Source organism: Flavobacterium sp. (assembly GCF_039932285.1).
Classification (GTDB): Bacteria; Bacteroidota; Bacteroidia; order Flavobacteriales; family Flavobacteriaceae; genus Flavobacterium.
In genome coordinates this window covers 1-14,717 of record NZ_JBDTQE010000065.1, presented here as the reverse complement: position 1 = coordinate 14,717, position 14,717 = coordinate 1, and the positions used below count along the sequence as shown (strand labels likewise).

Below are 14,717 nucleotides of genomic sequence, written 5' to 3'. Positions count from 1 at the left end.
CCTTGTGGTAATAAAGCGTATTGAGATACTTTTGCACCTACAAATAACATGGCAGAGCCATTTTTACAAGAAGCTACACAAGCACCACAACCTATACAAGCAGCAGCTTCAAATGATTTATCAGCATCTCCTTTGTTTATAGGGGTTGCATTAGCATCAATCGTATTTCCTGAAGTATTTACAGATACGAATCCACCTGCTTGTTGAATTCTGTCGAAAGAACTTCTATCAACTACTAAATCTTTTACAACCGGAAATGCCTTAGAACGCCATGGTTCGATAAAAATCGTATCTCCGTCGTTAAATTTTCTCATGTGTAACTGACAGGTCGTTGTTCCAGTATCTGGTCCATGCGCTCTACCATTAATGTAAAGTGAACACATACCACAAATTCCTTCACGACAGTCGTGATCGAATGCTACTGGCTCTTTTTTATCGTCAATTAATTGCTCGTTTAATTGATCGAGCATTTCTAAAAATGAACTCGCAGTAGAAACATTATCTAACTTATAAGTTTCCATGCTACCTTTTGCTTTAGCATTTTTTTGACGCCAAATTTTAAGGTTTATATTGATATTTTTTGCTACACTCATAATTTTTTATTTGTAATTTCTAGCTGCAATTTTAATAAACTCGTATTTCAATTCTTCTTTGTTAAGAATTTCTTTGCTGATATCGTAACCCATATATTCCCAAGCACCTACGAAAGAGAAGTTTTCATCATCACGAAGTGTTTCCCCTTCTGAATCTTGATATTCTTCACGAAAATGTCCCCCACAAGATTCTTTTCTTTGTAAAGCATCCATTGCCATTAGTTGTCCTAAATCTATAAAATCGGCAACACGAAGTGCTTTTTCTAATTCCTGATTTAATTCGTCTGCACTACCTGGCACATAAACATCTTTGTAAAACTCTTCTTTTAATGCAGCAATTTCAGAAATAGCTTCTTTTAAGCCAGCTTCATTTCTTCCCATTCCTACTTTATTCCACATGATTAATCCCAAACGTTTGTGAAAATGATCTACTGTTTTAGAACCATTATTTTTTAAGAATTTATCTATAGACTCTTTTACTCTATTTTCTGCTTCTAAAAATTCTGGAGAATCTGTTGAGATTTTTCCAGTTCTAATTTCGTCTGCTAAATAATTAGAAACTGTGTAAGGCAATACGAAATAACCATCGGCTAAACCTTGCATTAATGCAGAAGCTCCAAGCCTGTTTGCTCCATGATCAGAGAAATTAGCTTCTCCAGCAACGAAACAACCTGGAATTGTAGATTGTAAGTTATAATCTACCCAAACGCCACCCATGGTATAGTGCACCGCTGGATAAATTTTCATCGGAGTTTCATATGGATTTTCATCAGTAATTTTTTGATACATGGTAAACAAATTACCATATTTTTCTTCCAACCATTGTTTTCCTAACTTGGTAACTTCTTCATCTGTTGGATGATGGTTTCCTTTTGCGTAAGCAGTTTGTTTTCCTTTTGAAATAATTTCTGAAGAGAAATCTAAATAAACACCTTCATTGGTATCGTTAGCTTCAATTCCGTGACCTTCGTCACACACTTCTTTTGCAGCTCTTGACGCTACATCGCGAGGCACTAAATTTCCAAAAGCTGGGTATTTTCTTTCTAAATAGTAATCTCTATCTTCTTCAGCAAGTTGTGTTGGTTTTAATTTTCCTTCACGAATGGCTTGTGCATCTTCTTTTTTCTTTGGAACCCAAATACGTCCAGAATTTCTTAACGATTCTGACATTAAAGTCAATTTCGCTTGATTTGTTCCATGTACAGGGATACAAGTTGGGTGAATTTGAACATAACAAGGGTTTGCAAATGCAGCTCCTTGTTTGTGTACTTTCCAACCAGCAGTAACATTACTTCCCATTGCATTTGTAGATAAGAAATATACATTTCCGTATCCTCCAGTTGCAATAATAACAGCATGAGCTGAATGTCTTTCTATTTCTCCTGTAACTAAATTACGGGCGATGATTCCACGTGCTTTCCCATCTATCTTTACTAAATCTAGCATCTCGTGACGGTTAAACATTTGAACATTACCTTGACCTATTTGTCTTGATAATGAAGAATAAGCTCCTAATAATAATTGCTGTCCGGTTTGTCCTGCAGCATAAAAAGTACGTTGTACTTGTGTACCACCAAACGAACGGTTATCTAAATTCCCTCCGTAATCACGTGCAAAAGGAACTCCTTGAGCCACACATTGGTCAATAATATTTCCTGATACTTCGGCTAAACGGTGTACGTTTGCTTCACGAGCTCTATAATCTCCACCTTTGATGGTATCATAAAATAATCGGTAAGTACTATCTCCGTCATTTTGATAATTTTTAGCCGCATTAATTCCTCCTTGAGCTGCGATTGAGTGCGCACGACGTGGAGAATCTTGAAAACAAAATGCTTTCACATTATATCCCATTTCAGCTAATGATGCGGCAGCAGACGAACCTGCAAGTCCTGTTCCTACAACAATAATATCAATTTTTGGTCTATTGTTTGGAGCAACAAGTTTAAGATGATCTTTATGATTAGTCCATTTCTCTGAAATTGGACCTTCTGGTATTTTTGAATCTAACTTCATAATTAGCTATTAATTATTAAAATGATGAAATAATGCAATAAAAATAAATCCAAAAGGAACAATTATTGCAAAAGCATATCCTAATTTATGTAATGATTTTGAAAATTTATTATTGAATCCTACAGATTGAAAAGAAGAATTGAAACCGTGCCACAAGTGTAATGCTAACAATACGAATGCTAAACAGTACAAACCTGTACGAACTGGACTTACAAATTTAGCAACTAATTCTGGGTAATATCTTGTTGCATCTATCACATTGCCATCAATATATTTATAGGTTATTTCTTGAACCCAAAAATCATAAAAATGTAATCCTATGAATGCCAAAACTACTAATCCTGAAACAATCATATTTCTTGAAGCCCAAGATGCGTTTGCAGCACCATTGTATTTTACATAAGAAATAGGTCTTGCGCTTTTATTTTTCAATTCTAAAACGATTCCCATTACAAAATGAAAAACAACTCCAGCGATCAAAACGGGTTGCATAACAAATTGAATTACTGGATTGTATCCCATAAAATGAGACATCGTGTTGAAAGTTTCTGCACTAAAAACCGATATCATATTGATAAAAAAGTGGAGTGAGAGAAACGTTATCAGGAAAATTCCCGAAAGAGCCATAGCGACTTTTTTTGCTATCGATGACTTCAACATTGTTGATTTTGCCATAGTATTTTTATTAATTATTTGGTTTTAAAAAAATTTAAACAAAAATAAGGCAATTTCACTTCATCAACAAATGTTAGTGGCTTATTTATAATGAATTTAAAATGGGTTTAACTTTTGTTGAATACCAACCCGTTAACCCCATTTAATTATATAAATTTATTGTTAAAATTTCACCTAACATAACTAGGAATTAATCCTCGCAATCCCATATCTACAACATTCTCGCCAGCAGACGGTTCGTATTTTCCATCCGCATTTACTTCGTTCCACTCGAAACTATTGTTAATAGAAAGCGAGAGTGTAACTTCAATATTACTTTTTTCTGTTCCTGTAATTACTAAGTTATTAGCAAATTTTCCTGTTACCACACAAGATCCCGCAGAAATTGGCGATGTTGAATTAATTGGATTCGGAACTGTGGTAGCTCCCGCTGGCGCTTGTCCTGAAGTTGAATAAGGAAATCCTTGTAAACCAAAAGCCCAATAACCTTGGTCACGATTTCCGTTTACCACAAATGAATAATTTCCTATATTGTGGGTTGTAATGTATGTGCTTTTCCCAACAAAACTTGCTAAAGTCCCAATATAATTGGCTCCAGAACTCCAAACATTAATATTATAATTTTGATATGAAAGCGAGCATCTAACCCATTCGTAACTTCCTACTTGAATTTGGCTCAACGGGATTCTTAAAAACGCTTCGCCTTCCGCAACAATTATGGCTTTACTAAAATCAAAAGCAGACGAGCCACCAGCTAGAGTTGACTCTCCATTATATAAAATTGTTCCCGCACCTAATGCTGTATTTGCATTGGGAGCAAACTCTAAATAATGAGAGCTAATGGTGTTAAAAATTGGTGATTGTGCCGCGTTTCCAGTAGCAACAGTCGATGGTTGTCCTAAATTATCTAATCTAACTTGCGCTGGGTCAAATTTGAATTTAACAATTAATTCAGGTTCTGGCGCTCTAGGAATATCAGCTTCATCATCTTTATCTGTACAAGCGAAAAGTGTTAAAGCAAGGATAGGGAATAATAATAGGTTTTTAATTTTCATAACCAAAGGTTTTAGTATTCAATATTAAACAAATTTTTAATGCGTTTTAGTGACATCTTCATCTATTACAAGAATAAAATCTGCTCTGTGAAGGTTTTCTTTTTCAAAACGGATAATATCTTTTTGTGTAACTGTGGCAATAGTTACAATTTTTAGTTTGGGTTCTTTTTGCAATAAATACCAATTAATCCCTTCAAAATTATCACTATGGTAAGTTCCATTATAATGTACAAACGTTGTTTCTGGTTTTTTATTTTTTAGAATAAAATAAGCCATTGTTGCATCTTTTGAAGCTTGCGATTTAGGTAAGTTTTCTCCGCCATGACCTTCTGCCATTCCTAACATTTTTACATATCCAGGCAATTTAGCATCATAAGAAATTGGCATCGGCGCAACACATAACTTTTCTTCGGCAGAAAGATTATCAAGTGCAGAGAATCCATTTTTGTATACCAAACTAGCAAAACGACGTGGAATATTTGTAGCTATAAATGGAATTTTATTTGTTGTAGCAAAATCGACTAATGGTTTGTAATCAGTTTTATAATTAGGCCATAATCTAGCGGTTGAATCTAATTTTTTTTGATTAATTTCTCCTTTCAAATACTGATTTAATTGTTTCTGATTATCGGCTTCAAACATTTCGGCACCCAAAACAAGTTGCTTTTTTTTGGACAAATCTTTTATGAGTTCCAACTCAAGCCAATGTGCTATTGCATTATCGTGTTCTTCTCCAAACAAGACCACTTCTGCTTTTTCGGAAGCTTTCAACATGTCTTTGTAGCTTGTTTCTCGTCCGTTTCCATCAAAAATAAGAAAAGGCAATTTTTCTTGGGCAATTCCTTTTTGAATGAATAATATTAAAATAGATAAAAAAATAATTCGTTTCATAATTGTACTTTTCAAATGCAATGTTATAACTTTGGGACTTACAATAATAATCATTTCATTATGAAATACCATCAAATAGACCGAGATCTTTTCATCAAAAACAGGGCAAAATTTACAGCTCAGATGAAACCTAATAGTGTAGCGATTTTCAATTCGAACGATATATATCCAGTTTCTGCCGATAGCACATTGCCATTCGCACAACACCGTGATATTTTTTATCTGTCTGGAGTTGACCAAGAAGAAAGTATTTTATTACTTTTTCCTGATGCACCTTACGAGCATCTCAAGCAAATTTTATTCCTAAAAGAAACCAACGAACATATTGCCATTTGGGAAGGCGAAAAACTAACTAAAGACCGTGCTTTTGAAGTTTCGGGTATAAAAAGTGTGATTTGGCTACAGGATTTTCATAAAACATTGAAAGAAATTATGGCTTATGCCGACACAATGTACATTAATACCAATGAACATTATCGCGCAACCATTGAAACTGAAACTCGTGAAGCTCGTTTTATAAAATGGTGGAAAGAAAATTATCCAGCACATAAAGTAGAAAAATCGAATCCTATTTTGCAACGCATTCGTTCTGTTAAAGAAAGTGAAGAATTAGATTTGATACAAACTGCCTGTGATATTACCGAAAAAGGTTTTCGCCGTTTGCTTTCATTCGTGAAGCCAAATGTTATGGAATATGAGATTGAAGCAGAGTTAATGCACGAATTTTTAAGAAATCGTTCTAAAGGTTTTGCTTACACACCAATTATTGCTTCAGGAAATAGTGCCAATGTTTTGCATTATATAGAAAATAACTTGCAATGCAAAGCAGCCGATTTAATTTTACTTGATATAGGGGCAGAATATGCTAATTATTCTAGCGATATGACTAGGATGATTCCTGTTTCCGGAAAATTTACCGACAGACAAAAAGCGGTTTATAATGCAGTTCTAAATGTAAAAAATGAAGCTACAAAAATGCTTACACCAGGAACTTTATGGAAACCCTATCAAGTTGAAGTAGGAAAAATTATGACTTCTGAATTACTTGGTTTAGGATTGCTAGACAAAGCTGATGTGCAAAACGAAAACCCAGAATGGCCAGCATACAAAAAATATTTCATGCACGGAACTTCACATCACATGGGATTAGACACGCACGATTACGGATTACTACATGAGCCAATGAAAGCCAATATGGTATTCACAGTAGAACCAGGAATTTATATTCCAGCTGAAGGTTTCGGAATTAGATTGGAAGACGATGTCGTAATTCAAGAAAAAGGAGAGCCTTTTAACCTAATGAGAAATATTCCTATTGAAGTAGATGAGATTGAAAGTTTAATGAATGTCTAAATTATGAAAAAAATATTTTTATTCATTTGTATAATAGCCTTAAATTGTTCATTTGCACAAACCGAAGGTTATGCCATAAATAAAGATTTATCTAAAACCTATTACAAAACCTTTGGCTCTGGAACTCCAATGCTCATCATCAATGGTGGGCCAGGAATGAACAGCAATGGTTTTGAGACAATGGCAAAAAAACTTGCCACAAATAACCAAACTATTATATATGACCAAAGAGGGACTGGAAAATCGCCGTTAAAAACTTTAAATTCAAAAACCATTACAATCAAATTAATGGCCGATGATATTGAATCGTTAAGGAAACATCTCAAAATTAAAAAATGGATTATTTTAGGACATTCTTTTGGTGGCATGTTGGCTTCCTACTATGCAACGGTTTATCCAAATAGTATTGATAAATTAATATTATCGTCTTCTGGCGGAATTGATTTGAGTTTATTAAATGATCCAGATTTAATCACTTCACATTTAACTAAAATAGAACAAGATTCTTTACAATATTGGAATGACAAAATTGATAAAGGAGATACAAGTCACACAACCAGATTAGGAAGAGGTCGAGCATTAGCTCCAGCTTACGTATATGATCGAAAATTTATTCCTATTATTGCCGAAAGACTTACACAAGGAAATATGGATATAAATACATTGGTTTGGAATGATTTCAGGAAAATAAAATTTGATTGTAAAGACAAATTAAAGTCTTTTAAACAACCTGTTCTCATCATACAAGGAAAGCAAGATGTAATTAATGAAGAGATTGCTCAAACTGCCCATAAAGCCTTTACAAACTCTGAAGTTATTTTGCTAGACAACTGCAAACATTATGGTTGGCTTGACGCCGAAGAAAAGTATTTTTCTGCCATAGCTACTTTTCTAAAATTATAAAAAAATTGTTTCTTATGATTTTCAATTCCATCAACCTGTAACATTTTGAAATACACCTCGACTTATCTATAAACTAAAAGAAAAAGAAAATGCAAGCACATGAAATAGATTATCAGATATTTGGCGAAGAAATGCAGTATGTTGAAATAGAACTTGACCCGCAAGAAATTGTAGTTGCCGAAGCAGGTAGTTTTATGATGATGGACAACAACATACAAATGGAAACTATTTTTGGCGACGGTTCTGGACAACAATCAGGACTTTTTGGAAAACTTTTAAGTGCTGGAAAAAGAGTTCTAACTGGAGAAAGTTTGTTTATGACGGCTTTTATTAATCAAAACAATACAAAAAGCAAAGTGTCTTTTGCTTCTCCTTATCCTGGGAAAATAATCCCTATCGATTTAACCCAATTTGGTGGTAAATTTATTTGCCAGAAAGATTCTTTTCTTTGTGCTGCAAAAGGTGTGTCTATAGGAATAGAATTTTCTAAAAAACTAGGTCGAGGTCTTTTTGGAGGAGAAGGATTTATTATGCAAAAAATAGAAGGAGACGGAATGGCATTTGTACATTCTGGCGGAACATTAGCAAAAAAAGAATTAGGTGTTGGCGATATTCTTAAGGTTGACACAGGCTGTATTGTTGGTTTCACAAAAGATGTAGATTACGACATCGAATTTATTGGAGGAATAAAAAATTCCTTATTTGGTGGCGAAGGACTTTTTTATGCTACACTTCGCGGTCCAGGAACTGTATATGTGCAATCATTACCATTTAGCCGATTGGCAGACAAAATTATTGCCTCAGCACCAAGAACTGGAGGAAGTAGCAACGAAGAAGGAAGTGTTTTAGGCGGATTAGGAAGGCTTTTAGATTAATTTACATTCAATAAAATAATAATTGGCTTTCAGAAATGGAAGCCATTTTTATTTTTTAGGCAATTGAATTTGCGGTAAAGGTTGACAAAGAGTTTTATTTACAATCTTTTCTCTCATCAATTCCTTTTTATTAAAATGTCTAGATATATTTTGAACAATTTCTGTATAATTATCTCCTACAGTTATATCATTGACATCTTTTTTCTCATGATAAAACACCTTAATTGAACGACAATTATTATGTTCAAAAACGGTATTTAACAATGTTCTATCTGATAAACCACAGGAATGTCCCATAACATAAATCTGAAATTTTTCACTGTCAATGAATCTTAACAAATCACTATAATTTGAATTTTGTAAATATTGAAATGACTTGAAATTCTTCAAATATTCATTATCATTTAAGTTTTCAATAACTTTATAATCTTCATCCATTTCATCTCCAAAACCGAAATTTAATTTATTCTCTAAAACATTTTCTAAGCTCCCGTGAATAGAATTTATTTTACTTTCTATTCTATCATCTTTATTTAATAAATCGCTATAAATACTTGCTATTGGAGTATAATTAAAATTTAAAAAATATAGATTGTTGACTAATTCTTCTTTTCGTTCTTTATTAAAATGTTCTTCTATTTCCTTAACATCTTCAGCTTTTAAAAATTCTCTAAAAATATTATTTTGATTACTAAATAATGAAATTGGTTTTAGAACATCATAAATCTTAATCCAATTAATATTTTGATCTTTAGTGAAATCTAATTTATATCCAGCCACTACCTTTTCATTCAAGTACTTTTCAAGTCGATTTTTTACTTGATCAAATTCGAGATTAAGCTTTTCTATCTGTTCTTTTTTTAAAATTTCAAATTCAGCTAAATCTACTAATGCGTTGGTTGGTTTTAAATTAACAATGCTTTTCAAAAGTCGATAATATTCATTTTCTATATCAACCCAATTTTGAATTGATTTTTGATTAATTAATCTAAAAAATTGATTTTTATAAACAAGAATGTGCTCTCTTGGATATTTTCCAGTCAAGTAATTATTTCCAAATTCCCGGTAAATTTCGGCATTGGAAAATATAATTTTATCATCAAGTTGCTTAATAAAATTTGCTAACCCTACTAAACTCTCAATTTTATCAAAATTATAATTACTTCCAATATTTTCAAACGAGACAAACTCATCGTTATGATCTGAATTTGTTAAAAGTTTCCAATAATCATCAATAAAATCACTATATTTTGTCGGTAATCCATGAGCCAAATCAAACCCGTTTCCAATAATTACTAATCTGTTCATAAAAATGCTTTTCTCAAAAATAAGGTTTTAACTTATAAAAATCTATTTTTGCAACTGTAATCTATCAACAACAAACTTGAGCCAACTTCTCTACAAAAACACAAAAATCTCCTATTCCGATGCTGGAAAAGGAACCGTTATCGTTTTACTTCATGGTTTTTTAGAAAACGCCACGATGTGGGATTCTTATATTTCAGCTTTTGCTGAGAAATATCGTGTGGTTACAATCGATTTATTAGGTCATGGTAAATCCGAATGTTTGGGTTATGTACATACAATGGAAGACCAAGCCGATATGGTTTATGCTATTTTGCAACATTTAAAAATTAGAAAATCTATTTTTGTAGGACATTCAATGGGGGGTTATGTAGCTTTGGCTTTCGCCGAATTGTATCCAGAAAACACAAAAGCATTGGTTTTGTTAAACTCAACTACTTATGCTGATGACCATGAGCGAAAAATAAACAGAAATCGTGCTATAAAAATGGCGCACAAAGAATATACTTCTTTAGTACAAATCTCTATCGCAAATTTATTCAGCATAGACAATCGGGAAAGTTTTATTTCAGAAATTGAGCAAGTAAAAAAAGAAGCTTTAAAAACGCCTTTACAAGGTTATATTGCAGCGCAGGAGGGCATGAAACTCAGAAAAAACAAAGAACACTTATTACATCTTACTTCTTATCCTAAACTACTTATTCTTGGCAAAAAAGATGGCGTTCTTAATTACAATGACAACATCAAACAAGTTGAAGAAACAAATGTGCCATTAATTTCTTTTCCTGATGGTCACATGAGTCATATCGAGAATCGTGATGAATTAGAAAAAGTATTGTTGACTTTTTTTAAAAGTTGTTAATTCATTTTTTCTTCGAAAGGAGTTTCTACACTCAAAATTTCATTAATTAAAACAATAATTTCCGATTTAAAATGCTCTAGAATTTCAGGGGTTATGGTTGTAAAAACTTCTTTGTCTTGTTTGAATCCAAAGGATAAAAACCCGCCTTTCATGTTTTTGAAAGAAATGATTCCAGCCTCAATTTCTAAGTTATTTACTTGTTCTTCATACATAAACGCATAACAAAGCAACTGAATTATTTTATCGTTTTTTATATCTAAAGTGAGTCCGTTCCAATCTTTGAGCTGCACGCTATTTTTATCTACTTTACCCGTTTTGTAATCGATAATTCGAATTTTGTTGTTTCTAATTTCAATTCGATCTACATTTCCGGCAATCTTTACAGGAAAAGGCAAACGTCCGTCTTCTAAAATTCTTTCTAACGGCGTTTCTAATGCTAAAATTTTTAGAGCATCACCATTTGCAATTTGCTTTTTTTCTTCAATCAAAAAATTAAAAACATTTCGTTTTGCTACTTCAAAAGCCAAAAGATTCCTTCCTTTTTTTACTTCTCCTTCTTTATAAATTTCTTTAAATTGTTTCAGAACTTCGTCATTTGCAAGAACCAACATTTTATCTAAATCGTCTGTAGTCAAAAATTTATTAATGAGTGGTTTATACAATGCTTCTAACGTTTCGTGAATAATTGTTCCCAAAGTGTTTAGCGCAATATTTTCTTCGACTTCTTCCGATTCCCGGATAGATAAAATCCTTTGAAAATAAAATTGAATAGGATTTCTAATATAAGTTGTTAATGCCGAAGGCGAAAATCCTTTTCTCGTTGCAATTTCTTTCAATCGCATCATAACCGATTCCGATTTTGGAACTACAATTGGTTTCGAAGCAATATTTGGTACAATGGGCTGAATAATCTCATGAGTCAAATTGTGATTTGGTTGTTTTTCGACTTCCAATTGTGTAATAAAGCGGCTTTTTTCGCCACCATCTAAACCATCACTTTCAGTATTATAAAGTAAATAAACATTTTTGGCACGTTGTAACAAATGATAAAAATGGTAAGTATAAATCGCATCTTTTTCTTTATAGGTTGGCAATCCTAATTCTCGTTTTACATCATAAGGAATAAACGAATTGACAGTTTTTCCCGCTGGAAATTTCCCTTCATTTAACGAGGTTATAATTACCGTTTCAAAATCTAAAACACGACTTTCTAAAACACCCATAATTTGTAATCCAGACAATGGTTCTCCTTCAAAAGATACCTCGGCAAGATCAATTACTTGTTTGTATATGGCATGCAAAGTATCTATGTTTTCTATATATTCATTTTTAGAGCAATAGGTAATTAGTTTATTAATGACTTTGTATATCGAGTACAAAAACGTTTTTACTACTTTATCTTCTTCTAAATTAGAATCCAAATTTGATTTAACTATTAATAATATTTCAGAAATAAGTTCTAATATTTCAATCGGATTTTGATTCCATTTCTGAAAAAGCAATTCAAAAAGGCGATTGGGAATTTCTTGAAACGAAATAACTTTTTGATGCGTTATAAAGGTATAATTATTCTTTTTGATGGTTCCAATAACCTTCGAAGCGTTTACATATGACTCTATAATAGGGTTAGAAAGTACATCGAGTACATCTTTGTAATAAAAAACATAACTAGACTCACTTCTATTTAATGCGTTATTGTGCATCTTAAATAGTTTAGCAACCAGAAGTTGTATTGGATTATTTTTACTAGAATAACCCATTGTAATATTCAAACTACCAACACTTGCAGGAAGAGAATGCAACATTGGAATAAGCATATTTTCATCACCAAGTACCAAAGCAACTTTATCTAATGATGTATTTGGATTTTCTAAAATTAGATTATCAATTATTCCAGACACAATTTTAGCTTGACCAATGGCTTTTGCAGTTCCAATAATTTGAATATTTTTCTCATCTGAAAAATTAGTAGCAATCCATTCGAAAGGATTATTTTTATAATGCGTCCAAGTGCTTTTGAAACGTCTCACAAACAATCCCGCATCGTGAGCAACATCGTTTAAAAAAACCGCATCAATGTCCCAATAGATAGATGCAATATCTTTAGCTATAAGTTGTTGTACAATTTTTTCTTCCGCTTGATTTAAGGCATTGAAACCTGCAAAAAGAATTTTTTTGTTTTTAAAATTAGAAGAAAATCCCTCGAGATTATTTACGGCTTCTCTATAAATTAAGCCCTGATAGCCAATTTCTTTATATTTTAGATGTGTATAAAAGGATTCATAATACAAAGGAAGTAATTTCCAAAATTCTAGATAATTATCTATTAATCTAGTTTTGTCTTCTACTTCAATTCCCCAACGTTTGATGACTTCGATGTCTTGGAGATAAGAAAATACGTGTTTTGGATCAAGAAGGTAACGATCAATCTCATTAAAATCCTGTAATAATGTTTTTGCCCAATTAGAAAACTGTTCGAATGTTTGTTGTTTTTCCTTTACAGTTACCAATAAATAAACCGTATAAAACTCAAAAAGTAATTCTATCGAATCGACTGATCGAATATTTGCAATTTCTTGAATAAAATCTTCTATACTTATGATTTCTGGTGCAAAAGTAAAATTGGGTAGCTTTTTTTTAAACGCTTCGAGAAGGAATATTTTAGCTCTTTTGTTGGGTAGAATAATGGTTATTTCAGAAATATTTTCTGGTTTATCTAAAAGTAATTTATCAACTAAGTTATCTAAAAAAGTATTGTTTGCCATAGAATATAAATATAAAAAAACGCCCCGATAAATCGGGGCGTTTTAAGAATTTATTTTAGAAGTGATTATTTAACCACTTTTACTTCTACTCTTCTGTTTAAAGCTTTACCAGCTTTAGTTTTGTTTGAAGCTATTGGCATAGATTCTCCGAAACCAGTTGAAGTTAATCTAGCAGAATCAATTCCTTGAGAGATTAAATAATCTTTAACCGCTGCTGCTCTGTTTTCAGACAATGTTTGGTTAGCTGTATCTTTACCATCAGCATCTGTATGTCCTTCTATAGAGAAGTTAGACGAAGGGTATTCTTTTAATATAGCAGTCATTGCTTGTAATACTACAAAAGTTCTTTGTTGGAAAGTAGCTCTGTTAGTATCAAATAAGATAGTTTTAGCATAATCGTTTAGTTTTTTGATAGCTTCTTCAGAAACTTCAGGACAACCATTGTTAGCTACTGTACCTTTTACATCTGGACATTTATCATCTTTGTCAAGAACTGAATCTCCGTCAGTATCTGGCCATGGACAACCAGCGTTATCTCTTGGACCTGCAACTGTAGGACATTTGTCTTTCAAATCTGTAACACCATCTCCATCAGTATCAGGACAACCGTTTAATGCAGCTAAACCAGCAACTTCTGGACAAGCATCATCTTTATCAGCAATTCCGTCTCCGTCTGTATCAGGACAACCTTGAAATTCTTTTAAACCAGCAACTTCTGGACAAGCATCATCTTTATCATAGATTCCATCTCCATCTGTATCTTTTCCGCCAAATTTAAAAACCAAACCTGCTGTGTTTTCAAAAAGTGAAGGAACCTGGAAATCTGTTGAAGAATTATATATTCTATCAGTAAATGATTTTTTGTATGTAGAAGCTAATGATAAACCAACTTGTTCAGTAAACCAAAAAGTTAAACCAGCTCCTATATTTGCAGTACCTGCAGATGTTCTACCCATCCAAGTATAACCTCCACCAACATTTACAGAAGGATCAATTACTTTTGAACCAATTAAACTCATTAAGCTATATTTGATAGCTAAATCTCCCGAATAATACATCGCGTTTGGGTTGTCAACTCTCACTGCATTTGGAGTTGGACCCTCCCAATTTACATATTTTGTGATTTTGTTTACAGAACCTGTAACTCCAACAGAAAAATTACCACCAACATTTCTAGAAAGAGTTAAGTAAGAAACAGAAGGAATGATATTCCAATTGTCTTTTACATTAAAGAATTCTGAAAAGTGATCTTTGAAATTAAAATCTCTCACACCAGCGCTAGTTCTTGTGTCTATTGCATTGGCTCCGAAAGATATTGCCCATGGATTGTCGCTGTCTTGTGCAGAAGCACTTAATCCAGCAATCATCAACATGGAAACAAAAAGTTTGTTAAGATGTTTCATACTTAATTTTATTTGATTACA

Annotated in this window: 12 protein-coding genes; 4 read left to right on the top strand and 8 right to left on the bottom strand. The window is 32.6% G+C overall.

Annotation, left to right across the window (positions count from 1 at the left end):
- The 5 genes from ABI549_RS11050 to ABI549_RS11030 form a co-directional block, all read right to left on the bottom strand.
- The coding region (locus ABI549_RS11050) for a succinate dehydrogenase/fumarate reductase iron-sulfur subunit (protein WP_348076514.1) at positions 1–593 on the bottom strand (593 nt) is incomplete at its 3' end.
- Between the two features lie 6 nt (positions 594–599).
- Positions 600–2,609, bottom strand: coding sequence for a fumarate reductase/succinate dehydrogenase flavoprotein subunit (locus ABI549_RS11045; protein ID WP_348076513.1), 2,010 nt, complete (start codon positions 2,607–2,609; stop codon positions 600–602).
- A 9-nt stretch (positions 2,610–2,618) separates the two neighbouring features.
- Entirely contained in the window at positions 2,619–3,284 is a 666-nt protein-coding gene (locus tag ABI549_RS11040) for a succinate dehydrogenase cytochrome b subunit (protein WP_348076512.1), read from the bottom strand.
- Positions 3,285–3,454: 170 nt separating this feature from the next.
- On the bottom strand, positions 3,455–4,339 hold the full coding sequence (locus ABI549_RS11035; RefSeq protein ID WP_348076511.1) for a hypothetical protein: 885 nt from the start codon (positions 4,337–4,339) through the stop codon (positions 3,455–3,457).
- A 36-nt stretch (positions 4,340–4,375) separates the two neighbouring features.
- Positions 4,376–5,230: a ChaN family lipoprotein gene (locus ABI549_RS11030; RefSeq protein ID WP_348076510.1), complete on the bottom strand. Its 855-nt coding sequence runs from the start codon at positions 5,228–5,230 to the stop codon at positions 4,376–4,378.
- A 60-nt stretch (positions 5,231–5,290) separates the two neighbouring features.
- On the opposite strand from ABI549_RS11030, the gene ABI549_RS11025 reads away from it, so the two are divergent.
- The 3 genes from ABI549_RS11025 to ABI549_RS11015 all read left to right on the top strand — a co-directional run bounded on the left by ABI549_RS11025 (position 5,291) and on the right by ABI549_RS11015 (position 8,361).
- Positions 5,291–6,583: an aminopeptidase P family protein gene (locus ABI549_RS11025; protein ID WP_348076509.1), complete on the top strand. Its 1,293-nt coding sequence runs from the start codon at positions 5,291–5,293 to the stop codon at positions 6,581–6,583.
- A 3-nt stretch (positions 6,584–6,586) separates the two neighbouring features.
- On the top strand, positions 6,587–7,486 hold the full coding sequence (locus ABI549_RS11020) for an alpha/beta fold hydrolase (RefSeq protein WP_348076508.1): 900 nt from the start codon (positions 6,587–6,589) through the stop codon (positions 7,484–7,486).
- A gap of 89 nt (positions 7,487–7,575) precedes the next feature.
- A complete protein-coding gene (locus ABI549_RS11015) occupies positions 7,576–8,361 on the top strand; it encodes a TIGR00266 family protein (protein ID WP_348076507.1) in 786 nt (261 codons plus the stop codon).
- A 48-nt stretch (positions 8,362–8,409) separates the two neighbouring features.
- Here ABI549_RS11015 and ABI549_RS11010 read toward each other — a convergent pair whose 3' ends face one another.
- On the bottom strand, positions 8,410–9,669 hold the full coding sequence (locus ABI549_RS11010) for an AbiH family protein (protein ID WP_348076506.1): 1,260 nt from the start codon (positions 9,667–9,669) through the stop codon (positions 8,410–8,412).
- 76 nt (positions 9,670–9,745) lie between these two features.
- Between ABI549_RS11010 and ABI549_RS11005 the strand changes: the two genes are divergently transcribed.
- Positions 9,746–10,528 (top strand): alpha/beta hydrolase, encoded by a 783-nt coding sequence (locus ABI549_RS11005; protein WP_348076505.1) that lies wholly within the window; start codon positions 9,746–9,748, stop codon positions 10,526–10,528.
- Here the strand turns inward: ABI549_RS11005 and ABI549_RS11000 are convergent.
- Both ABI549_RS11000 and ABI549_RS10995 read right to left on the bottom strand, forming a co-directional pair.
- Positions 10,525–13,293, bottom strand: coding sequence for a PD-(D/E)XK nuclease family protein (locus ABI549_RS11000; protein WP_348076504.1), 2,769 nt, complete (start codon positions 13,291–13,293; stop codon positions 10,525–10,527). The two genes, ABI549_RS11005 and ABI549_RS11000, sit on opposite strands and share 4 nt — an antisense overlap.
- A gap of 65 nt (positions 13,294–13,358) precedes the next feature.
- Positions 13,359–14,696: an OmpA family protein gene (locus ABI549_RS10995; protein ID WP_348076515.1), complete on the bottom strand. Its 1,338-nt coding sequence runs from the start codon at positions 14,694–14,696 to the stop codon at positions 13,359–13,361.
- Positions 14,697–14,717 lie beyond the last annotated feature (21 nt).